The following is a 21862-nucleotide window of genomic DNA, read 5'->3' on the forward strand; positions in this document are numbered from 1 at the left end:
TGCATCACCCCGGAGTCACCCATGAATACCTCGACCCTCTCCCCCGCCAAGCAGTCCGCCAGCGCCACACCGCCGGGCAAAGGCCGCCTGAGCAAACCCGGCTGGTTCCTGGTCAGCCCCTCGGTCCTGTTGCTGCTGGTATGGATGATCGTGCCACTGGGCATGACCATCTATTTCTCACTGATTCGCTACAACCTGCTCAACCCCGGCGAAAACGAATTCATCGGTCTTGAGAACTTCGAGTTCTTCGTTACCGACAGCGGCTTTATCCCCGGTGCCCTGAACACGCTGCTGCTGGTTGGCAGTGTGCTGGCCATCAGCGTGATCCTCGGCGTGTTGATTTCCGCCCTGCTCGAAGCCAGTGAGTTCTTCGGCCGCAGCATCGTGCGCGTGCTGCTGATCTCGCCTTTTTTCATCATGCCCACGGTCAGCGCGCTGATCTGGAAGAACCTGATTTTCCATCCGGTGTCGGGCATCCTCGCCTGGGTATGGAAGCTGTTCGGCGCCCAGCCCATCGACTGGTTCGCCAACTACCCGATGCTGGCAATCATCATCATCGTGTCGTGGCAGTGGCTGCCGTTCGCCATACTGATCCTGATGACCGCCATGCAGTCCCTGGACCAGGAACAGAAAGAAGCCGCACGCCTGGACGGTGCCGGCCCCATCGCGATCTTCTGGCACCTGACCCTGCCGCACCTGGCCCGGCCGATTGCCGTGGTGGTCATGATCGAAACCATCTTCCTGCTGTCGGTGTTCGCCGAAATCTTCACCACCACCAACGGCGGTCCGGGCTTCGCCTCGACCAACCTGGCGTATCTGATCTACAACCAGGCGCTGCTGCAGTTCGACGTCGGCATGGCTTCGGCCGGTGGCCTGATTGCCGTGGTCATCGCCAATATTGCCGCCATCATCCTGATCCGGATGATCGGCAAAAACCTCACCGACAAGTCATGAGGGCCCAACCGATGATGACGCTCAAGCAATCCCGCCGCCTGCAAAGCCTGCTGCTCGGCACCCTGTCGTGGCTGATCGCGGCCCTGATTTTCTTCCCGATCTTCTGGATGGTCCTGACCAGCTTCAAGACCGAACTGGACGCCTTCGCCACACCGCCGCAACTGTTCTTCACCCCGACCCTGGAAAACTATCTGCACATCCAGGAGCGCAGTGATTATTTCCACTTCGCCTGGAACTCGATCCTGATCTCCTTCAGCGCGACCATCCTGTGCATCCTGATCTCGGTGCCGGCGGCGTACTCCATGGCCTTCTTCGAGACCAAGCGGACCAAGAGCACCCTGCTGTGGATGCTCTCGACCAAGATGCTGCCGCCGGTGGGTGTGCTGATGCCGATCTATCTGCTGGCCAAGACCTTCGGCCTGCTGGATTCGCGTCTGGCCCTGATCGTGATCTACACCCTGATCAACCTGCCTATCGTGGTGTGGATGATTTACACCTACTTCAAGGACATCCCGCCGGAAATCCTCGAGGCCTCGCGCCTGGACGGCGCCACCACGCGCCAGGAAATCTTTCGCGTGCTGATGCCGATCTGCAAGGGCGGCCTGGCTTCCACGGCGCTGCTGTCGCTGATCCTGTGCTGGAACGAAGCGTTCTGGTCACTGAACCTGACCTCCTCCAGCGCCGCGCCGCTGACCGCCCTGATCGCGTCCTACTCAAGCCCGGAAGGCTTGTTCTGGGCCAAGCTCTCGGCCGTCTCGACCCTGGCCTGTGCACCGATCCTGATTTTCGGCTGGATCAGCCAGAAACAACTGGTTCGCGGCCTGTCCTTCGGCGCAGTCAAATAGCCCTCAGATAATAAAAAGGAGCCCCAAATGGCTAACCTCATCATTCGTAACCTGCAAAAGGGCTTTGACGGCCATCAGATCATCAAGGGCATCGACCTGGACGTGCGCGACCGCGAGTTCGTGGTCTTCGTCGGCCCGTCCGGCTGCGGCAAATCCACCCTGCTGCGCCTGATCGCGGGTCTGGAAGAAGTCACCTCCGGGACCATCGAGCTCGATGGCCGCGACATCACCCAGGTCACCCCGGCCAAGCGCGACCTGGCCATGGTGTTCCAGACGTACGCGCTGTATCCGCACATGACCGTGGGCAAGAATCTGTCCTTCGCCCTCGATCTGGCGGGCGTACCCAAGGACGAGGTCAAGCGCAAGGTCGATGAAGCCGCGCGCATCCTCGAACTCGGCCCGCTGCTGGAGCGCAAGCCCAAGCAACTGTCCGGCGGCCAGCGCCAGCGCGTTGCCATCGGCCGCGCCATCGTGCGCAACCCGAAGATCTTCCTGTTCGACGAACCCCTGTCCAACCTCGATGCCGCCCTGCGGGTGCAGACTCGCCTGGAGCTGTCGCGCCTGCATAAAGAACTGCAGGCCACCATGATCTATGTGACCCACGACCAGGTCGAAGCCATGACCCTGGCCGACAAGGTCGTGGTTCTCAATGGCGGCAAGGTAGAACAGGTCGGCTCGCCCCTGGAGCTGTACCACCACCCGGCCAACCTGTTCGTTGCGGGCTTTCTCGGCACGCCGAAAATGGGCTTCCTCACGGGCAAGATCAGTGGCGTGCATGCCGGTGGCTGCGAAGTCACCCTCGACGCGGGTACGACCATCAAGCTGCCTTTTACCAACGCGCAGCAGAGCGTCGGCGACAGCGTGACCCTGGGCATTCGCCCGGAGCACCTGGACCTGGCAAAGCCGGGTGATTGTCAGCTGCAAGTGATCGCTGACGTCAGTGAACGCCTGGGCAGCGATACCTTCTGCCACGTCAATACCCGCTCCGGCGAGGCGCTGACCCTGCGTATCCGCGGCGACATGGCCAGCCAATACGGCGAGACCCTGAACCTGCACCTGGACAGCAACCATTGTCACCTGTTCGACGCCCAGGGCCTGGTGATTGCCAAGGCCCTGCAGGCCGCCGCCTGAGCCACCGAATTCGAAGCCTTAGAGAGTGTTGTGATGAAACTCAATAAACAAAACCTGTCGAACCTGGGCCCTGGTGTTGCCGTGCCGGCCTACGCCCTTGGCGATCGCCGCCAGGGCATCGCCCATATCGGCGTCGGTGGTTTCCATCGTGCCCACCAGGCGTTCTATACCGACTCCCTGATGAACACAGGCGAGGGCCTGGAGTGGGCCATTTGCGGGGTGAGCCTGCGCGAGGAAGACCGCAAGAACTATCAGGCCCTGAAAGATCAGGACTTCCTCTACACCCTGTTCGAACTGGGCGACACCCCGGACACCGAGACCCGCATCATCGGCGCCATGAGCGACATGCTCATGTCCAATGATGGTGACCTGGCCCTGATCGACAAACTGGCCAGCCCGGACATCCGCATCGTCTCCCTGACCATCACCGAAGGCGGCTACTGCATCGACGACAGCACTGGCGAATTCATGAGCCACCTGCCGCAGATCCAGCACGATCTGGATCACCCGGCCACGCCGAAGACCGTATTCGGCTTTCTCTGCGCCGCCCTGGCCAAGCGCCGGGCCGAAGGCACCCCGGCCTTTACGTTGATGTCCTGCGATAACCTGCCACACAACGGCGCGGTCACCCGCAAGGCGCTGCTGGCGTTTGCCGCCCTGCGTGACCGCGACCTGCACGACTGGATCGCCGCCAACGTCAGCTTTCCCAACGCCATGGTCGACCGCATCACGCCCATGACCAGCAGCGCCCACCGTCTGCAACTGCACGACGAAAAAGGCATAGACGATGAATGGCCGGTGGTTTGCGAGCCCTTCGTGCAATGGGTACTGGAAGACAAATTCGTCAACGGTCGCCCGGCCTGGGAAAAGGTCGGCGTGCAGTTCACCGACGACGTCACCCCCTACGAAGAAATGAAGATCAAGCTGCTCAATGGCAGTCATCTGGCGCTGACTTATCTGGGCGCCCTGAAAGGCTATCGCTTCGTTCACGAGACCATGAACGACCCGCTGTTTGTCGAGTACATGCGTACCTATATGGACCTGGATGTCACGCCGCAACTGGCGCCGGTGCCGGGGATCGACCTGACCGACTACAAACAGACCTTGATCGATCGCTTTTCCAATCAGGCGATTGCCGACCAGTTGGAGCGCGTCTGCTCCGATGGCTCGTCGAAATTTCCCAAGTTCACCGTACCGACCATCAACCGTCTGATCCTCGACCAGGCCAATCTGGACCGTGCGTCTCTGGTGGTCGCCGCCTGGGCTCTGTACCTGCAAGGCAGCAAGGGTGAAAACGGTGTCGAGTATAAAATCGTCGATCCCCGTGCCGACTTCTGCAAAGGCCTGGTCGCCGATCAAGCGCTGCTTACTCAGCGTCTGCTCGGTGTAGAAGAGATCTTCGGCGCAGCCATCCCACAGTCGGCTGCCTTCATCGCTTCGTTCGAAAAAAACCTGAACAGCCTGAAACAGCTGGGCGTCGATGAGACCCTGAAACAGCTGCTGGGCCAAACCGCTTGAGGTGAGCATGTTTCTCGGAATCGACTGCGGCACCCAGGGCACCAAAGCCATCATCCTCGACTCTGCCACCGGTAAAGTCCTGGGTGAAGGCGGTGCGCCCCATGACTTGATCAGCGGCGCCAACGGCCGTCGCGAACAGGATGTGCAGCAATGGCTGGACGCCCTCGAGCAGGCGACCCGCGCGGCCCTGACCCAGGCCGGGGTATCCGGGCTGCAGATTCAGGGCATCGGCGTCTCCGGTCAGCAGCACGGCCTGGTGCTGCTGGATGCCCAGGGCCAGGTATTGCGCCCGGCCAAGCTGTGGTGCGACACCGAAACCAGTGACGAAAACCAGCGTCTGCTGGACTACCTCGGTGGCGCGCAAGGTTCCCTGGAGCGTCTGGGCGTGGCCATTGCGCCGGGCTATACGGTGTCCAAGCTGCTCTGGACCCTCGAGAAGCATCCGGACCTGTTCGCGCAAATCGACAAGATCCTGCTGCCCCACGACTACCTCAATTACTGGCTGACCGGACGTAGCTGTACGGAGTTTGGCGATGCCTCGGGCACCGGCTATTTCGACGTGCGCAGCCGCAGTTGGGAAATCCCGCTGCTGATGCATATCGACCCCAGCGGACGCCTCAACCGCGCCCTGCCGGAGCTGGTGGAAGCGCGGCAGAGCGTCGGCCGGATCCTCCCGGCCATCGCTCAGCGCCTGGGCATCAATACCGATGCCATCGTGTCCAGCGGCGGCGGCGACAACATGATGGGCGCTATAGGCACCGGCAATATCCAGCCCGGCGCCATCACCATGAGCCTGGGCTCGTCCGGCACTGTCTACGCCTACAGCGACGAAGCCAGGGTCAGTGAACAGGCGTCGGTGGCGACCTTCTGCTCGTCTTCCGGCGGCTGGCTGCCGCTGATCTGCACCATGAACCTGACCAACGCCACCAGTGCCATCCGCGAGCTGTTCGAGATGGACATCGACGCCTTCAACCGCGCCATTGCCGCCGCGCCCATCGGGGCTGCGGGCGTGTCGATGCTGCCGTTCCTCAACGGTGAGCGTGTACCCGCCCTGCCCCACGCCACGGGCAGCATCCTTGGCCTGGACAGTACCAACCTCAGCCGCGAAAACCTCTGCCGCGCCGTGGTCGAAGGCACCACCTTCGGCCTGCGCTACGGCCTGGACCTGCTGCGCGACAGCGGCATCAAGAGCGAGAAAATCCGCCTGATCGGTGGCGGCGCAAAAAGCGCGGTGTGGCGGCAGATAGTCGCCGACATCATGGACACCCCGGTGATCTGCGCCGAATATGGCGAGGCGGCGGCTTTGGGCGCGGCGATCCAGGCAGCCTGGTGCTGGTCGTCCATGCATCAGCCTGACGACAGCCTGCAAGCCCTGTGTGAACGTTGCGTGCGACTTGACGCGGCCAGCGAAACCCGGCCCATTGCCGGGCATGTAGCGGCCTATCAAGAGGTCTACGAACGCTATCGCAACCAGTTGCGCGATCTCTAATTCCCAAGGGAGCCTTTATGTTTCTCGTGTGTGGCGAAGCCCTGTTTGACTTTTTCACCCTGCCGGACAACGGCGGTCCGGCCAACGCCCTGGACTTCAAGGCCATTGCCGGCGGCTCGCCGTTTAACGTTGCGGTCGGCCTGCGCAGGCTTGGCGTCGATTCGGCCTTTTTTGCCGGGCTGTCGACTGACTACCTGGGCCGGCGCCTGCGTAACGTCCTCGACAAGGAAGGCGTGCGCGATGATTTCCTGCTGGATTTTGACGCACCGACCACCCTGGCCATGGTGGCCGTGGGCGCCGATGGCTCGCCGGTCTACAGTTTCCGTGGTGAAGGTTGCGCCGACCGGCAACTTCGCCTGCATCATCTGCCCAAACTGGATGACAGCGTGCGCGGCATTCATGTCGGCTCATTCTCCCTGGTCGTGCAACCCATAGCCGATACCCTGCTGGCTCTGGTCGCCCGTGAGAGCAGCCAGCGCCTGATCAGCCTCGACCCCAACGTACGCCTCAACCCGGCGCCGGATATCCAGCAATGGCGCGAGCAGATCAGCGCCTTTGCCGCCCATGCGCACCTGATCAAGGTCAGCGACGAAGACCTGCACCTGCTCTATCCCGAGCAGGCGCCGCAAGCCGTGGCGGCCAGTTGGCTGAACCAACGCTGCCAACTGGTGATCCTCACCCGCGGCGGCGAAGGCGCGAGCTTGTTCAGTCGTCAGCACGGCAACTGGAATATTCCGGCGCAGAAGGTCGAAGTAGCGGATACCGTCGGCGCGGGCGACACCTTTCAGGCGGCGCTGATCACCTATCTCACCGAACACCAGTTGGATACGCCCCAGGGCCTCACCTCCCTGAGCCGAGATCAGCTCGATGAAATGGCCCGCTTCGCCATCAGCGCCGCAGCCGTGACCTGTACGCGTACCGGGCCGGACTTGCCGTATCGCAATCAGTTGGGCTGAAAGGACAGTCATTAGCCCGGTGGCTGCGATTGTGGGAGCGAATTCATTCGCGAAAGCGGTTTTCCAGCCTCCGAAGATTGGTTTGAAGTGCCGACCTTTTCGCGAATGAATTCGCTTCCACAGCATTCGCTCTCGCTACACCGGCCCCACTCTGAGGGCTGATGACGCTCGCCTTTGCTTTCAAACCGCACATTCCGCTCTTGCTTGATCAAAAAAATAGTTTAAGTTGTACGACGACGGACATACCATCTCTTGTCAATTCGTCCCAACCACAAAAATAAAAGGATCACCCATGAAAAAGCTCACCCTGGCCGCCGGTTTTCTCTGCCTGTTCGCTGGCTACGCCGCCGCTTCCCCCGCTTCTGATGAAAAAGACGTTGCTGCCGCCGTCGACAGCATGACCCAGGCCATGCTGCACAAGGACGTCGCCAAGCTGAAGACCCTGACGTCAGACAACGTCAGTTACGGTCACTCCAGCGGCAAGGTCCAGAACAAGGAAGAATTCGTTGCCGACATCGAGACCGGTCGCAGCGGCTTCAATACCCTGCAAATGCTCAACCAGAAGATTTTCATGAACGGTGACACCGCCCTGGTGCGCAACCACTTCTCCGCCGAAGCGGTAAACAGCGGCAAAGTGGTACCGACTGAGATCGAAAACTTCCAGGTCTGGCAGAAACAGAAAGGCCACTGGCTGCTGATCGGTCGTCAGGCGTTCAAGTTCTAAGCAATAGAGGCATAATTTGCTTTTGTGGGAGCGAATTTATTCGCGAATGAATTCGCTCCCACAATTTGCCTGCGCAGTCAGCCAGAGAGCCCTTCGACAAACACTCTGGCCTGACGGGTCAGGATATCCAGATTGCGGTCACGCTGTTTCTCAGCGTCAATCATCGCTCGCTTGCCCAGTTGCTGAAGCAAGTAGGTGTGAATCTGCCGCACTTCCAGGGTGCGATAGATAGGCGCGGTATCCAGCACAGCGACGAGCCCGTCAGTGGCATGATCGCGAGTATTCATCACCACCTGCGGCCCCCGCGCGCCCAACACCTGAAAACCCATCGCGGCAAAATACGGCACCTTGGCGACGAAGCATGCCAGTTCTGCATGGGGATACCGTGTGAGCATGTCCGTCACCATCGCCCGGGCGATACCCTGGCGGCGGCGCGATGTCTGGACCGCCATGTAGGCCACTGCGCAGGCCTGGGGATCATCCTGGGCAGGCAGATACAGCAGAAAACCCACTACCGTCGCTGGTTCCTGCTCATCCAGCGCTACGATCAACTCCACTGCAATCCCTTTCGATCCGTCCATGGCCTCCTGATACAGGTTGACCTCAAGCCCGAGCCCATATTGATACAAGCGGTATAACGGATTGCTCGGCGCAATGGCGACGGCACTGATATCGGTAACGTTGTCGATCACCAACTGCATGATCTGGTTCTTGATCGACTCGGGGGGCGGACTGGTGAAATGACTCAGGGTGAACATTGGGTACGGACTCATTCGTGACTATCTGGGTGGCGCGGCGCTTGTCAGACTGAACGTGTTCCAACGATCATTGTTCGTCACGACAGGTGCAAAGTGCGCATCATACCTGCATCAGCATTCTCACGTAGGGATGCCTGCCCAACGCCCATACCCATGTATAGGATCGAGCCGATGATCAAAGCTGATAACGTGTAACTCCGGTATTCTCAACGCGCGGCGCGCAGAACTATTTGAATAATCATCCAGCGGCGTCGTTTATGGATGAGGGACCTGCGGCACAGAAATATTCACGGCGGTTTTGTAGTCATGAGTTACCTCGGGGAAATCTGTGCTACACCTTTCAGACACTGCGGGATTTATAAAGTCGTTCTCTCAGGGAGAGGTTTGATCAATGCGCTTGAATATGCCGATCACACAAACAGAAAGAACGTTTCCCGAATCCGAGCGGTTGATTTCCACGACGGATCTTAATAGTCGCATCACCTATTGCAATGATGCTTTCGTAGCGCTCAGTGGCTTTACCCGGGAAGAATTGATCGGCCAGCCACATAATCTGGTGCGCCACCCGGACATGCCGTCGTCAGTGTTCGCCCATATGTGGGAGACCATCAAGCAGGGCAAACCCTGGATGGGTGTGGTCAAGAATCGCTCCAAGCAGGGCGACTTCTATTGGGTCAGCGCGTATGTCACTGCGGTCTATGAGAACAGCCAGTTGGTCGGCTATGAATCGGTACGCTCCCTGCCGACTCGTGATCAGGTCAGGCGTGCTGATGCCCTCTACGCCCGGCTGCGTGCGGGTAAACCTGCGGTCTCGGCACTGAGTTCAGTCAGCCATCACCTGCTGCGACAACTGCCCATCATTATCAGCGCCATTGTGCTTACAGCGGGAACCCTGATGCTGGGCGACACCGGTTCGGTCGGCCTGACGCTTCTGGTAGTGATCATTCTCGGCACCTATATCGAGCTGCGTCAGCGCAATAGCCTGAAACAAACCCTGGCCGAACACCCCAAGGCCTTCAGCAGCCCGCTGGTGGCCCTGACCTACAGCGACAAGCGCGGGCCGCAAGGGCAATTGGACCTGGCCATTTACAGCGAAGAAGCGCGCCTGCAAACGGCTCTGACTCGCCTGGTCGACGCCGGAGAAAGCGTCAAGCAGCGCGCCGGGCAATCCGCCAGCCTGTCTGCCCAGCAAGCTCGTTCCCTCGATCAGCAGCGCAATGAAACCGACCAGTCCGCCACCGCCATCAACCAGATGGCCGCGACTATTCAGGAAGTCGCCCACAACGTGCAGAACACTGCCCATGCCGCCGAAGACGCCGACCGCCTGGCTCAGGAAGGCCGTGGTCTGGCTGACGACAGTCTGCTGGCCATCCGGCATATGGCCAACTCCGTCACCGAGATCGCCGAGGCCGTCAATGAACTGGCCAGCGCTACCCAGTCCATCGGCAGTGTGGTCGATGTGATTACGTCGATTGCCGAACAGACCAACCTGCTGGCCCTCAACGCCGCCATCGAGGCCGCCCGCGCCGGGGAGCAAGGCCGCGGCTTTGCCGTGGTCGCCGACGAGGTCCGCTCCCTGGCCTCCCGCACCCAGGCCTCAACCGGGCAGATCCAACAGATCATCACGCAACTGCGCGAAGGCGCCGAACGGGCCGTGGCCACCGCCAGCAAGGGTGGGCAGATTTCCCAGGAAAGCGTGGCCAGCGTCGAGGCCGTACAACAGGCCCTGGACGGCATCAGCAAGGCGATCACCCTGATCACCGGCATGAGCCAGCAAATGGCCTCGGCGTCGGAAGAACAAAGCCACGTCGCGGAAAATATCAGCCAACAGATCACCCGTATCGCCCAACTCTGCGATCAGAGCGCCGGGCAGGCCGAGCAAGGCTCGAAGATCAGTCGGGAACTGGAGGAGATGGCGCAGTATCTGCATAGTCTTGCGGAGCGGTTTAGTCGTTAAAACTGTACCCCCTACTGAAATACTGATGACCGTTGTATTGATAAAAACATCTATTCCAAGGTTGTCGTCATATCCGGATATTGAGTGCTGATGATATCTTCCAGCTCAACCGGCCACTCCAGCGAGGTGTTGCCGGTTTTGCGAAAAATAACGGATGACGCCAGAAAGCTTTCCGGTTGTTCGGCAAATGCGGTCACGGGGTGGCAGCGGGCCGCGACAATATAAGCAGGCTCATCCATACGGGTTTCCAATATTTCAAAACCCAGAGGCTCGTTCAGCAACGCTTTCCACGAGTCCTCCGAAAATCGCCAGAAATCCCAGGGTTGATCATGCAACGGCCAACATTGATGCGTAGTGAACAGCCCAATGGCGCCCAGTTTCATGACGCGATTGAGTTCGATCATGACCTTCCACGGCATGAGCAAATGTTCCAGGACAGAAAAGGCCATTACACCATCGAAGTGATTAGCAGGGTAGGACCTGCTCAATTGATGGGCATCCCCTACAACATCGACATTCGGCCCATTCAGTACATCGAAACCGCTATAACACCAACCTTCTGGCACTAAGCCTTTACGTACGATCCCGGAACGCGCCCGCGAGCCGATTTCCAACAAGTACGGAGGTTGGCCGGGGTCAGAATTTTCTCTGTCACGCAATTGCTGACTGAACACACCCATCAGGCTGTCTCTGGGACTGCCCAAACGCGAGATAGACGCAGATGTGCCGTCCTTGAAAAAAATCAGCAAGCTGGCGGCAATCATTGCGGCCCGACTGTCCGCAAATACCAGGCTGCGATCGAAGCGTGAGTGATCGGCCAATGGGCCAAAGACCGGAACCAGATCCGGACTTTTATCGCCGAATACAATTGCATAGTCTCCGCCATCAGGAACCCGCAATACCAGCCTGGCGATTTGCAGAGTGGGACTGTATATCCACCCGCTCAATCGCAGCGCACTCTGAAATATTGAATAACGATCAATGCAATAGGCCCCTTGATAGGGTGGGCTATCTCCACTTGACTCAACGTTTGTTCTGCTCATGCGTGCCCTCCTTTTTTTGGGCAACTGAAGTACGCGGCGGCCACGCCAGGCCAAAATCATGATGTTCCAGCGTCAGGTTCGGGTTATAGGCACCGTCATTTTCAATATCGGGCCAACGCCGCTGCATATATTCGACCTCCTGAGTGAAGCGAGCCTGTTTCTCCGGGGTATCTTCCAAGCCTCGGGTAGCGGACTCATGGTGATAGAGTTCGGCAAAGGGGGTCCAGACGTTGGTGTAACCGGCTTCCTGCACGCGCAGGCAGAAGTCGACGTCATTGAAAGCGATCTTCAAGTGCACCTCATCGAGGCCGCCAACTTCTTCATAGATGGATTTGCGAATGACCAGGCAGGCGGCAGTCACAGCGGACAGCGACTGAATCAGGCCGGCACGACCGAAGTAACCATGTTCACCCCTGGGCAAAAACTTATGGGAGTGATTGGCAATCCCCCCGACCCCCAATATCACCCCGCCGTGCTGCAGGCGATCATCGGCAAACCACAGCCGTGCGCCCACCGCGCCGACGCCTGGCTGCAAGGCGATGGAGACCATTTCCTCCAGCCACTCAGGTGTGATGACTTCAATATCGTTATTGATCAACCCCACCACTTCGCCCCTTGCCAGCTTCACAGCGCGATTGTTCAACGCTGAATAATTAAAGGGTCCGTCGTCGCGAAGCACCGTGACGTTCGACTCCTGCTCAAGTCGGGCGAAGTACTCCAGCGACTCAGGCTCATCTGAACCGTTATCGATCAGAATCAGCTCGTAGCGTTGGTAGGTCGTCAGATCTCGAATACTGTCGATGCACTGTCTGACCAATACATGGGCATTACGGGTAGGGATGATCAGGCTTACCAGGGGACGATGCCCGGGAAGCTCATAACGCACCCGATACATGCCAATCGGCAATAATTCGGTCCGAGCCGCGACCCCCAAACGCTGCAGATGCTCATCCAGGGCTTTAACACCGGCATGCACAGCGTAAGGTTTTTCACCGGTGGCCATGGCCGTGCTACCGGGATGCACTCGCCAGTGGTAGAGCACACGAGGGATATGGACGATTTGCCCGGGCGCAAGGCGCTCGATGCAGCGCATGACCAGATCGTAGTCCTGGGCGCCTTCAAAGCCGCTACGAAAGCCGCCTGCCTGATTGATCAGGTCGCTTCGATAGATTCCAAAATGAGAAAATACATTCTGCGACCGAAACAAAAACTCGTTCCAGTCCGGCTTGAAATACGCCGCGCTACGCCGCCCCTGGGTATCGATTTTGTCTTCGTCCGAGTAGATCAATCCGGCCTGCGGATGCTCGATAATGGTCCGCGCCACCCAATACAAGGCGTGTTCGGGAATCAGGTCGTCGTTGTCCATCAGGGCCAGGTAGTGGCCCTCGGCGATGGCAATGGCCGAGTTGCTGGCGGCACTGATATGACCGTTCTGTTTGCGAAAAACCAGGCTGATTCGTGGCTCCTGGGCCTGCAAGTCTTCCAATAGCGTTCGCACTTGCGGGTTGGTGGAAGCGTCGTCAGCGATGCAAAGCTGCCAGTTCGGATACAACTGGGCACGGACGCTGGCGATGGCTTGACGCAGCAGGTCAAGGGGCGGGTCGTAGACCGGCATGATGATGGAGATCAGCGGCGGCTTGCTCCAGCTGCCTATTTCTTCGCTGATCTTGCGACGAGCCGAATCATCAAGAGTGTCATAGCGCTCGATCCACGCGGCGTAATCATTACGATCGGGCACTGTCGCGGGCTTGCTCGCCTCTGCAGAGACTTGCGATACGCTACGACTGAACCAGCGCCAACGGGCACGCAAACCCTCGATCCCCTCTTGGCGCAAGATCGCTATCGACTTGCGTACAGTCGCCTGCAACCCGCCGCCGCGGCGAATCACGCCCGGCAACAGAACCGAGGCGCGCTTGAGCCGCCGTGCGGTGACGATCGATGCGCGGACCGGCGCGCCCAGGCGCCGACTATATGAGGACTCCAACGCCCTGATCCGCAGATTCAGGTGGTGAATATGGGTATCTTTTTCCGCCCCCTGAATACTCAGTGCTTGATCGCGCTCGGCGATGGCCAGTTCTTTTTCCCGCCGTAACTTGCTCAGTGTCTCTTCCAGTTCGACGATCAATGCCTGACGGTCACGGGTTACCTGATTATGGTCGGTGAGCAGGCGCTCGACGGTCTCAATGGTTTCGTGCTCAGACTCAATGACACTATCGGCCAGAGTATGGGTGACCTTATCCAGCTCACTCATCTGCTCGGTCATCGCCTGAAGCTGACGAGCCAGGGGCTGCAAAGCATCCTGCAGGGTCTGCTGGTATTCGCTGACGGCATTGAGTTCCAGGCTGATCAGGCGCGCCATGACTTCATCGGTGTAGACCACCAGGTCCAGTGCCAGGGTCAGCCCTTGCACATCCACCTGCGTCGCCAGATCCAGGGGCAGCACCAGGTGGGGATCGTCATCAAGGCTCATGAAGAACACCGCAGCCCCGGATTTCTCGACTTTCATCAGTCCGGAAGTGGCGGTCAGGCTGTCGAGCTGCCGGTCCCATCGCCAAACCTCCCCTGCCGCGCTGTACAGACGGATATTGGCCAGGGAGAAGGAGACACGCCGATCCACCGGATCGAGACGCAAGCGCCTGGCACCGGGCTGTACCGTAGAGAAGGCAAACTCCAGCCGTTGCGCCCCCGGTTCCAACGCCAGAGCAAGACTGGCGTCCTCCCTGAATTCGCCGTCGCCGTTGCTGTAATACACTTTGGCCCGCAATGGTGGCAGGACGGGCACGACTTTCTGGTTGATTGGCTGGTCGGGCTTCCAGTCCAGAAACTCAACGGCTTCGCGGTCCGTGACAAAGGCCTGAAACAGCGCTTCGCGGGCAATATAGCGGCCCAAATCTGCGTCCGTCACCGGCAGTTCGGCCGCGCGCAGGCTTTCCACGATGAACTGCCTGCGCGTGGGGGGGATGACGCTGGGATGGAACGGTGTGGCATTGGCGATCAACAACAGCAACGAACGCAACAGCAGATGGCCCAGCTCCACGCCTGCGCTGGCTTCCCATTCGATATCGATCAGGGTCGCAGAGCCATCGCCGCCCATGATGATGTTATGGGGCACGGCATCAATGAAGATACCCGGTAGCCACTCATTGACATCGCGCAGTTCGCACGCATGACCGCGTTCCGCGAGCAGGCTGCGCAAGGTATGCAGGTACTGGCGGATAAACAGGGAGAAATCCTGAATACCCCAGTCGGGAGTCGTGGCGATATTGATAAAACGCTGACTCAGGGGCTTGCCGCTGACATAGATGTCGACCTCGCTCAGTTGATGGCGCACTCCCCCTTCATTGTCGGGCTTCACCTCGGCACGCAAAGCCTGGTGCTGCACCTCGATGCCGGTTGCCGTCTCGACGAACCGAGAGGCCTTGCAGAACGCGGGCTGACGACTGGTGTTGTAGTGAAACGCCAGAATGTCCGGCGCCACGACCGGCTCGGCGTTACGCGAAGCGGCGATCAGGAATGAGTTGGCCAGTTCCATGCCCAGGCCATTGTCGATCACCACCGGCCAGGCCCGTTCCAGATTGAAGCCGGTGGCGCCCGGCAGCTGCGGGTCTTTCTTGACGTTCTGCCAGGCCAGTGCCGCCGCATCGAACGAGCGTACGGCAAAGCCACGCTCGGTGGTGATGGAATGGGGCAGCTTGTAATCCGGGGCCGGATACAGAAACTGCGTCTGTTCAAAGCCCGCTGCGGTGATCAGCTCGACCAGTCGGCGGCGGCCGAAGGTTTGCGGTTGACCCTTGATGTAGCGGCCTTCGATGCCATACATGGGCACACAGAGGTGATCCTCAGGCGCCCCGGCGAAATACTTCAGGCCCAACTGGTTCTCGATGGCGATAAAGAGTTTGCCGTCGGGCTCAAGCAGTTGGTGAACCCGCTTGAGCATGCTCAGGGCTGCGTCGCTGTCCCGACTGAACATGCTGGCGTATTCCAGCACGCCGATCAGGGTGATGACGTCGAAGCGCTGCTCAGTGTCAAAAGCGTCGAAGCGCTCGGCCAGCACCGTGACATTGTCCAGGTCACGGGTGCGGCTGGCAGCAATCCGCGCCCGTCGCACACTGCCTTCCAGGCTCAACACCTGACCGCCGCACTCGCCGAGGTAGCGGCTGATGGCGCCGCAGCCTGCGCCGATCTCCAGGACCCGCCCCGACAGGCAGTGCTCGAATGGCCGCAGGATATTGCCTCTTGCCGTGCCCAGGTGATACAGCGATGCCCAGTCGGTGCAGTGTCGGCTCAGCTCGCTGGAGAGCACCGACAAGTCTCTGGCCTGCTCGATGATCCGCGCGATGCGCTCTTCACTTTCATCGCCATCGCTGTAGGCAAGGCCCTGGTAGCCGGGTCGCAGCCACAGTCCCAATTGCGGGTCAAAGTCATAAGGCATCCCTTCAAGCATGCGCGTCATTAAGCACCTGATCGATTTCCATGGTGACGGCCAGATCTATGAGGCCGAGTAACTGCGGTGTGGTGGGCACGACAAAATGAATGGCGTCGTAACGCCGGTCATGGGGCACGATGTCGTTGCCATGTCGGGAGGCAATGCCGACGGAAATGAAGTAATCACCACTGGCCAGGCGGTTGACGAAGCGCAGGCTGGCTCTGGCAGTACTGCCCGCCGTACCCAATGCCTGAGTGACTTGGCTTTCGAGCAGCACGGAGTTGGTGCCGTAGACCGTGACGCCCTCTTTGGTCTTGAGGGTGAATCCCAGGATCGGGTTGATGATCGTGCGGTTAAAGCGGATGGCCAGGTACAGCATGACGTCGGCGCCGGAATCGATAGCGGCGCTGAACTCGCGGCCGCCGCAGGTCAGGCGGAAATCCAGCAGGTTGGCAGCGCCATCGCCCCAGCGATATTCATGGGGGTTGAAACCGGCCCGGGTGGCAAAGGCCTCGTTGTCGAAACTCAGCCAGGCTTTGCCGTCTTGCGCTGCGTCTGGCTCAGGCTTGCCGGGTGCCTGCGGGCAAGCAGATATATCCGCAGGCTTTTCCCGGCCAAACAGCAGATCCAGATAGCGATTGATCACCGCGCGTGACGGCCCGACCATGGCCACCCGGCTCTGTTCCAACAGGATGGCGCGATTGCAATGGGTCACCACTTGCTCACTGGCATGGGTGACCAGCAGGATGCTGGTGCCGTTCTCCTTCAACTGGCGCAGCCGCTCGAAGCACTTGGCCTGGAAGCGCGCATCGCCTACGGATAGCGCTTCGTCGACGATCAGGATTTGCGGGTCTATCTGCGCCTGCACGGCAAAGGCCAGACGTACCACCATACCGCTGGAGTAGGCCTTGACCGGCTGCTCGATGAAATCGCCGATATCGGCAAAACCGGCAATCGCGTCAAAACGCTCATCGACCTCCTCACGGCTCAAGCCCAGCACCGAGGCGTTCAGGTAGACATTCTCGCGCCCGGTGAACTCGGGGTTAAACCCCGAGCCCAGCTCCAGCAGCGCCGCTACCCGCCCCTGCGTCTGCACCGTTCCACCGCTCGGCATCAGAGTGCCGCAGATGATCTGCAGCAGGGTCGACTTCCCCGAACCGTTGCGCCCGACAATCCCCACGGTCTCGCCGCGCATGACCTCGAAATCGATATTACGCAACGCCCAGAACTCCCGGCCATAGCTCGTCTGTTCCATGCCAAGGCGACGTTGCAGACGGGGGATCAGCGAATGTTTGAGGCGATCGAAGGGTTTGTCGTAGCTGTAGAAGCACTTGGAGATGTCGCGCACGCTGATGGCAATGTCTTCAGATGACATCGGCGAACCCCTTGCGTGTTTTTTGGAAGAACCAAAAACCCGCCGTCGCAATCAGCAAGGCAACCAGCAACGCCAGACCAAGGCTGCCCCATTGCGGCGGCTGGCCGAACAACAGAACGTTGCGGCTTTCTTCGATGATGTAGGTCAGCGGGTTGAGCTTGAGCCACGATTGATAGGCCTGCGGCAGCGCCGCCACCGGATAGAGCACTGGCGAGAGAAACAACAGAACGGTGGTCAGTACCGTAATGACCTGGCCGATGTCCCGCAGGTAGACACCCAGGGCCGCCAGCAGCCAGCTGAAGCCCAGGGTGGCGATCAGCAACGGCAGCAACACCAAAGGCAGGAAGACCGCCGACCAATGCAGTTGCTGGGTCAGAATCAACTGCGCCGCCAGCAACACCATCAGGCTGATAAAGCTGTGAAAGAGCGCTGCCCCTACCGTCACCACCGTCAGTACTTCCAGAGGGAAGACCACTTTCTTGACGTAGTTGCCATTACTGACAATCAAGGAGGGAGCACGATTGGCACACTCGGCAAACAGGCCGTGCACTATCATCCCGGTGAACAACAGAATGGCAAAACCACCCTTGCCGTTATCCTGTCCCGGCCAACGCGACTGGAACACTTCGGAAAAGACAAAGGTATAAACGGCCAGCATCAAGACCGGATTAAAGAACGACCAGGCCAGGCCCATGATTGAGCCTCGATAACGCCCGCTTATTTCACGGACGATCATCACACTGATCAATTGCCGGTAATGCCAGAGGGTGCGAACGAGATGAAGGGGACCGGCCCCCGGGACATGATGAGGGTTCACGTTAATATACGTCTCCAGTGCTGAGATCCGCAGGACCGGCTTTAGCCCGGAGGGGCCCCGTGTATCCGCAGGATTATCTTGATGATGGTGGACGCTCTCCCGGCTGAAGCCGGTCCTGCAACGCTCTTGCCTGTTGTATAGCGGCTCAATAGCTACCGCCACTGAATGCCGAACCGGTCAGATAGTTTTTACATGGGTTGGTTGTAACGCAGTGTGGCAGTCAATAGAGCGCCAGCGCGGAAGAGTCGATGAGCGGTATTTAACTTGATAAGCCGCTGAAACAACGAGTTGGAATAATCATTATTGAGACAATAAAACAGCAGGCTGTGTTTTAATAAAGAAACACTTAATCAAGGCCCATGCAACCTGATGCATTGACCTTGATTGACAGGGGTTATTTAGCCCCAAACATCACCGTCCAATAAATCCCCGCATCACTCTTCGGATCGGTCGCGTAAGCCGCGCCCAGTTCATTGATCTGCGGATTCATCAGGTTGGCGCACTGTTCCGGACTGCTCAGCCAGCCTTCCACCACTTTGCGGGTGGAGTCCTGGCCGGCAGCGATATTTTCGTCTACCTGAGTGCCGCCGTAACCCGCCAGTTCGGCACGATCACCGGGGGTATGGCCGTCGCTGTCAGTGTGGTCGAAGTAGTTATGGTTGGCCATATCACGACTGTGCGCCTCGGCCGCGCTCGCCAGGATGGCGTTCCAGGTCATCGGTGCTGCGGCAGAGAATGACTCGGGCCCGCAATTGTGCGGCGTTGCCCGGGCGCCATTGATCATGGCCAGCATCTTCTGCCCTTCACCCTGACCATCGCCCAGGCGCGCCGTCAGCATTGGCCGAGCCAGAACGATGCGCCACTCGCGGTCTTCGCGGCTGACACCGATATCGACGAATTGAGGGTCCAGTACGACCTGGCAAAAAGTCTCTTCCACGGCCTTCATTGCCGCCTGGGCATCACGTGGGCCGGAAAGGCTGATGGCCTGGACATTGACCATGGGATAGGTGGCGCGGGCCAGGGCCTGTTGCAGGTCGCCGATATTACCGGCCGAGAGCACCAGGCGCGGGTCGCTGGTCAGGGGCGGCAGCTCGTGGGATACCTGCCCGCCGCACTGATGCAACTGCCCACGGTAGGCATTGATCGAGTCAATCAGCTGCGTTTCTTCACTGGCCAGGACTGAAGTGGCAAACACCAGGCCCAACGACAGCGCGGTGAGATGCACAACGGATGAGATAACGCGCATGGAAGTCCCCTTCAGGCAGATTGCGCCGATGATCGCGATTTACCCCCCTTCAGGGCAATGCCTTTGAGAAAGAAGCAGCACGTTTTGAATCGATGCGGTCTATCCGCTGGCGCGAGGCGGCAGCGGCTCCTGGGGTGTGAGACGGGAAAGTGGGCGGACAAGTTCCCTGGGGAATGGTTTCGGGAGCTTGGCCGCAGGCTTGTGGGACCGGCTTTAGCCGGGAAGACGATGTAACAAACGATAGAGATATATCGATCTCACCTACGCCTTCCCGGCTAAGCCGGTCCCACAGAGGTATTGCGCTCTGCCAGTGCTTACTTGGCGAAAAGCTGCCCGATATCCTTGAATGCCTTGAACTCCAGGGCATTGCCGCACGGGTCGAAGAGGAACATGGTGGCCTGTTCGCCGACCTGGCCCTTGAAGCGAATGTAAGGTTCGATCACGAATTTGGTGTCGAACGAGCGCAGGCGCTCGGCCAGGGCCTCCCACTGTTCCCATTGCAATACGATGCCGAAATGCGGCACCGGCACATCGTGGCCGTCCACTGCATTGCTGTGGGCGTGTTCCTGGGACGAGGTACGCGGGTGCTCATGGATGACCAACTGATGGCCGTAGAAATTGAAGTCAACCCACTGCTCGCTGGAACGGCCCTCTTCCAGGCCGAAGGTTTGGCCATAGAAGGAACGCGCAGCGGCCAGGTCGTAGACGGGAATTGCCAGGTGAAAGGGCGAAAGGCTCATCAGGGTGCTCCAGGATCTGTTTTAGGTATGAAGTACAGGCCCATGCTAAGGCGCGTGACCAAACAATAAAATCAATATATTTTTCTCGGATACACAAAGGAAATCTATGAATGATCCGCGAATTGAAAACCCTGGTAGCCGTCGCCCGTGAAGGTACTTTTGCCGCCGCCGGCAACCGCATCGGCCTGACCCAAGCGGCCGTCAGTGCCCAGATGCAGCGCCTGGAAGCTGAACTGGGGTATCCGTTGTTCGAGCGCAAGGGCCGCGCGGCACAGCTCAATCGCAAGGGTCATCACACGCTCTTGCAGGCCCAGGAGTTGATTCGCCTGTACGACAATCTAGGTTCCACCGACAGCGGTGAGACCGCCAATGTACTGGTCAGTATCGGCGCCATCGCCTCGGTGCAACGGGCCTTGCTGCCCGACGCCCTGGCCCGTTTCCATCGTGAGTGGCCGGGCTGTCGCAGCCGGATCATGCCGGGCGTTTCGATGGAGCTGCTGAATCTGGCGGACGCCGGGGATATCGATCTGGCGGCGATCATCCGCCCGCCCTTTGCCCTGCAGAGCGACCTGCGCTGGACCACCCTGGCCCAGGAGCCTTATCGCCTGATCGTACCGGCAGACCTGCCGGGCGATGACTGGGCACAACTGCTGTCCACTCAGCCTCTGGTGCGCTACGACCGCTCTTCGTTCGGTGGCCGTCAGGTCGATCGCTTTCTGCGGCGCATGCATTTCAGCCTGCGCGAGGTCTGCGAACTCGATGAACTGGAAGCACTGGTCCAGCTCGTCGCCAATGGCGTAGGCGTAGCCCTGGTGCCCGAGACCACCGCGCAACGGGGCTGGCCCGAGAGCGTGCGGGTGCTGGATCTGGGCAGCCATACCTTCCACCGTGACGTCGGCCTGGTGCACCGGGCGCCCGGCACGCTCAGCGAACCGGTGAATATGCTGATCCGCCTGCTGATGGAACGGACTCAGGCGGGAGAGTGCCCTCCCGGCTAAAGCTGGTCCTATGGAGGATGTGCATTGCCTGCGCTCAGACCTTGAACCCCTTGAGCAACAGCGTCAGCTCCTGGGACAGTTGATCCAGTTCGAAACATAGCTGGTTATTGCGCGAGGTAATGGCCTGGGTTTCGCTGATATGCCGACTGATTTGCGCCAGGCTCTGATTGACCTCTGCCCCGATACTCGACTGTTGCTCGGCAGCAGTGGCGATCTGGTTGTTCATGCCGTTGATCTGCGACACCGCATCACTCACCCCGGCCAGCATCTCGCCGGTGCCGTTGGCCTTGGCCACCGCCAACTCACTGCCAGAGAGGCTGCCCTGCATGGTGGCAACAGCGGTCCTGGCGCCTGTTTGCAGCTGGCTGATCTTGGCCTGGATTTCCTGTGTGCTCTGCTGGGTGCGCTGAGCCAGGGAACGAACTTCGTCGGCAACCACGGCAAAGCCCCTACCCTGCTCGCCGGCACGGGCGGCTTCGATGGCAGCGTTGAGGGCTAACAGGTTGGTCTGCTCGGCGATGCCGCGGATTACATCGAGAATCGAGCCGATGGATTCGACATCGCTGCCCAGGGTCTGGATATCCTGCGCCGCCTTGTCGATGTCCCGCGCCAGACCGCCAATGGCCTGAATGGTCTGGTCGACGTTGCTGTGCATGGCCTGGGCCTGGCTATCGGTATTGCGGGTGACCTGGGCCGCGCTCTGCGCCGACTCGGCGACGTTATGGGTGGCCAGGGCCATCTGCGCCATGGCGTGGGTAACCTGATCGGCATCCTCGGTCTGACGGACCAGGGCATCGGCCGCCTGCTGCGCACTCTGTTTCAGCTGGTCGTTACGCGCCTGCAAGCGTTGGGCGCAACTGGCCAGGTCCACTACCATGTCGCGGA

At 59.6% G+C, this 21862-nt stretch carries 17 protein-coding genes; 9 read left to right on the plus strand and 8 right to left on the minus strand.

Annotation, left to right across the window (positions count from 1 at the left end; all coding sequences use genetic code 11):
- Positions 1 to 21: 21 nt before the first annotated feature.
- From M2401_RS19575 to M2401_RS19605, 7 genes are all read left to right on the plus strand, one after another.
- Positions 22 to 954 (plus strand): carbohydrate ABC transporter permease, encoded by a 933-nt coding sequence (locus tag M2401_RS19575; RefSeq protein ID WP_259105249.1) that lies wholly within the window; start codon positions 22 to 24, stop codon positions 952 to 954.
- 11 nt (positions 955 to 965) lie between these two features.
- On the plus strand, positions 966 to 1799 hold the full coding sequence (locus M2401_RS19580; RefSeq protein ID WP_259105250.1) for a carbohydrate ABC transporter permease: 834 nt from the start codon (positions 966 to 968) through the stop codon (positions 1797 to 1799).
- Positions 1800 to 1826: 27 nt separating this feature from the next.
- Entirely contained in the window at positions 1827 to 2930 is a 1104-nt protein-coding gene (locus M2401_RS19585) for an ABC transporter ATP-binding protein (RefSeq protein WP_259105252.1), read from the plus strand.
- 33 nt (positions 2931 to 2963) lie between these two features.
- Positions 2964 to 4448 carry a mannitol dehydrogenase family protein gene (locus M2401_RS19590; protein ID WP_259105254.1) on the plus strand — a complete coding sequence of 495 codons (1485 nt, stop codon included), beginning with the start codon at positions 2964 to 2966 and terminating at the stop codon, positions 4446 to 4448.
- Positions 4449 to 4455: 7 nt separating this feature from the next.
- Positions 4456 to 5937 (plus strand): xylulokinase, encoded by a 1482-nt coding sequence (gene xylB, locus M2401_RS19595; RefSeq protein WP_259105256.1) that lies wholly within the window; start codon positions 4456 to 4458, stop codon positions 5935 to 5937.
- A 17-nt stretch (positions 5938 to 5954) separates the two neighbouring features.
- Complete coding sequence (locus tag M2401_RS19600) at positions 5955 to 6893, plus strand: carbohydrate kinase (RefSeq protein ID WP_259105258.1); 939 nt, start codon at positions 5955 to 5957, stop codon at positions 6891 to 6893.
- 292 nt (positions 6894 to 7185) lie between these two features.
- The gene (locus M2401_RS19605; protein WP_259105260.1) at positions 7186 to 7617 is read left to right on the plus strand and encodes a nuclear transport factor 2 family protein; all 432 of its coding nucleotides are present in this window, start codon (positions 7186 to 7188) and stop codon (positions 7615 to 7617) included.
- Positions 7618 to 7694: 77 nt separating this feature from the next.
- Here M2401_RS19605 and M2401_RS19610 read toward each other — a convergent pair whose 3' ends face one another.
- Positions 7695 to 8375: a GNAT family N-acetyltransferase gene (locus M2401_RS19610; protein ID WP_259105328.1), complete on the minus strand. Its 681-nt coding sequence runs from the start codon at positions 8373 to 8375 to the stop codon at positions 7695 to 7697.
- A gap of 403 nt (positions 8376 to 8778) precedes the next feature.
- Between M2401_RS19610 and M2401_RS19615 the strand changes: the two genes are divergently transcribed.
- On the plus strand, positions 8779 to 10332 hold the full coding sequence (locus M2401_RS19615) for a methyl-accepting chemotaxis protein (RefSeq protein WP_409033954.1): 1554 nt from the start codon (positions 8779 to 8781) through the stop codon (positions 10330 to 10332).
- Between the two features lie 50 nt (positions 10333 to 10382).
- Here M2401_RS19615 and M2401_RS19620 read toward each other — a convergent pair whose 3' ends face one another.
- The 6 genes from M2401_RS19620 to M2401_RS19645 all read right to left on the minus strand — a co-directional run bounded on the left by M2401_RS19620 (position 10383) and on the right by M2401_RS19645 (position 19979).
- Positions 10383 to 11375, minus strand: a complete 993-nt coding sequence (locus M2401_RS19620; RefSeq protein WP_259105263.1) for a class I SAM-dependent methyltransferase — start codon at positions 11373 to 11375, stop codon at positions 10383 to 10385.
- A complete protein-coding gene (locus M2401_RS19625; protein WP_259105265.1) occupies positions 11356 to 15828 on the minus strand; it encodes a glycosyltransferase in 4473 nt (1490 codons plus the stop codon). Before M2401_RS19625 ends, M2401_RS19620 begins: the two co-directional genes overlap by 20 nt.
- Positions 15812 to 17176 (minus strand): ABC transporter ATP-binding protein, encoded by a 1365-nt coding sequence (locus tag M2401_RS19630; protein WP_259105268.1) that lies wholly within the window; start codon positions 17174 to 17176, stop codon positions 15812 to 15814. The genes M2401_RS19625 and M2401_RS19630 overlap by 17 nt, the downstream gene beginning before the upstream one ends.
- Positions 17166 to 17993, minus strand: a complete 828-nt coding sequence (locus M2401_RS19635; RefSeq protein ID WP_259105270.1) for an ABC transporter permease — start codon at positions 17991 to 17993, stop codon at positions 17166 to 17168. The genes M2401_RS19630 and M2401_RS19635 overlap by 11 nt, the downstream gene beginning before the upstream one ends.
- A gap of 394 nt (positions 17994 to 18387) precedes the next feature.
- Entirely contained in the window at positions 18388 to 19239 is an 852-nt protein-coding gene (locus tag M2401_RS19640) for a CAP domain-containing protein (RefSeq protein ID WP_259105271.1), read from the minus strand.
- A 314-nt stretch (positions 19240 to 19553) separates the two neighbouring features.
- Positions 19554 to 19979 carry a VOC family protein gene (locus M2401_RS19645; protein WP_259105272.1) on the minus strand — a complete coding sequence of 142 codons (426 nt, stop codon included), beginning with the start codon at positions 19977 to 19979 and terminating at the stop codon, positions 19554 to 19556.
- A 110-nt stretch (positions 19980 to 20089) separates the two neighbouring features.
- Between M2401_RS19645 and M2401_RS19650 the strand changes: the two genes are divergently transcribed.
- On the plus strand, positions 20090 to 20977 hold the full coding sequence (locus M2401_RS19650) for a LysR family transcriptional regulator (RefSeq protein ID WP_259105273.1): 888 nt from the start codon (positions 20090 to 20092) through the stop codon (positions 20975 to 20977).
- Between the two features lie 34 nt (positions 20978 to 21011).
- On the opposite strand, the gene M2401_RS34620 is transcribed toward M2401_RS19650, so the two are convergent.
- Positions 21012 to 21854 carry a methyl-accepting chemotaxis protein gene (locus tag M2401_RS34620; RefSeq protein WP_409033957.1) on the minus strand — a complete coding sequence of 281 codons (843 nt, stop codon included), beginning with the start codon at positions 21852 to 21854 and terminating at the stop codon, positions 21012 to 21014.
- Positions 21855 to 21862 lie beyond the last annotated feature (8 nt).

This window comes from Pseudomonas sp. JUb42, from assembly GCF_024807945.1.
Classification (GTDB): Bacteria; Pseudomonadota; Gammaproteobacteria; order Pseudomonadales; family Pseudomonadaceae; genus Aquipseudomonas.

Coding starts and splice junctions, on each gene's coding strand:
- M2401_RS19575 (WP_259105249.1), top strand. CDS start 22: ATGAATACCTCGACCCTCTCCCCCGCCAAGCAGTCCGCCAGCGCCACA.
- M2401_RS19580 (WP_259105250.1), top strand. CDS start 966: ATGATGACGCTCAAGCAATCCCGCCGCCTGCAAAGCCTGCTGCTCGGC.
- M2401_RS19585 (WP_259105252.1), top strand. CDS start 1,827: ATGGCTAACCTCATCATTCGTAACCTGCAAAAGGGCTTTGACGGCCAT.
- M2401_RS19590 (WP_259105254.1), top strand. CDS start 2,964: ATGAAACTCAATAAACAAAACCTGTCGAACCTGGGCCCTGGTGTTGCC.
- xylB (WP_259105256.1), top strand. CDS start 4,456: ATGTTTCTCGGAATCGACTGCGGCACCCAGGGCACCAAAGCCATCATC.
- M2401_RS19600 (WP_259105258.1), top strand. CDS start 5,955: ATGTTTCTCGTGTGTGGCGAAGCCCTGTTTGACTTTTTCACCCTGCCG.
- M2401_RS19605 (WP_259105260.1), top strand. CDS start 7,186: ATGAAAAAGCTCACCCTGGCCGCCGGTTTTCTCTGCCTGTTCGCTGGC.
- M2401_RS19610 (WP_259105328.1), bottom strand. CDS start 8,375: ATGTTCACCCTGAGTCATTTCACCAGTCCGCCCCCCGAGTCGATCAAG.
- M2401_RS19615 (WP_409033954.1), top strand. CDS start 8,779: ATGCCGATCACACAAACAGAAAGAACGTTTCCCGAATCCGAGCGGTTG.
- M2401_RS19620 (WP_259105263.1), bottom strand. CDS start 11,375: ATGAGCAGAACAAACGTTGAGTCAAGTGGAGATAGCCCACCCTATCAA.
- M2401_RS19625 (WP_259105265.1), bottom strand. CDS start 15,828: ATGACGCGCATGCTTGAAGGGATGCCTTATGACTTTGACCCGCAATTG.
- M2401_RS19630 (WP_259105268.1), bottom strand. CDS start 17,176: ATGTCATCTGAAGACATTGCCATCAGCGTGCGCGACATCTCCAAGTGC.
- M2401_RS19640 (WP_259105271.1), bottom strand. CDS start 19,239: ATGCGCGTTATCTCATCCGTTGTGCATCTCACCGCGCTGTCGTTGGGC.
- M2401_RS19645 (WP_259105272.1), bottom strand. CDS start 19,979: ATGAGCCTTTCGCCCTTTCACCTGGCAATTCCCGTCTACGACCTGGCC.
- M2401_RS19650 (WP_259105273.1), top strand. CDS start 20,090: ATGATCCGCGAATTGAAAACCCTGGTAGCCGTCGCCCGTGAAGGTACT.
- M2401_RS34620 (WP_409033957.1), bottom strand. CDS start 21,854: ATGGTAGTGGACCTGGCCAGTTGCGCCCAACGCTTGCAGGCGCGTAAC.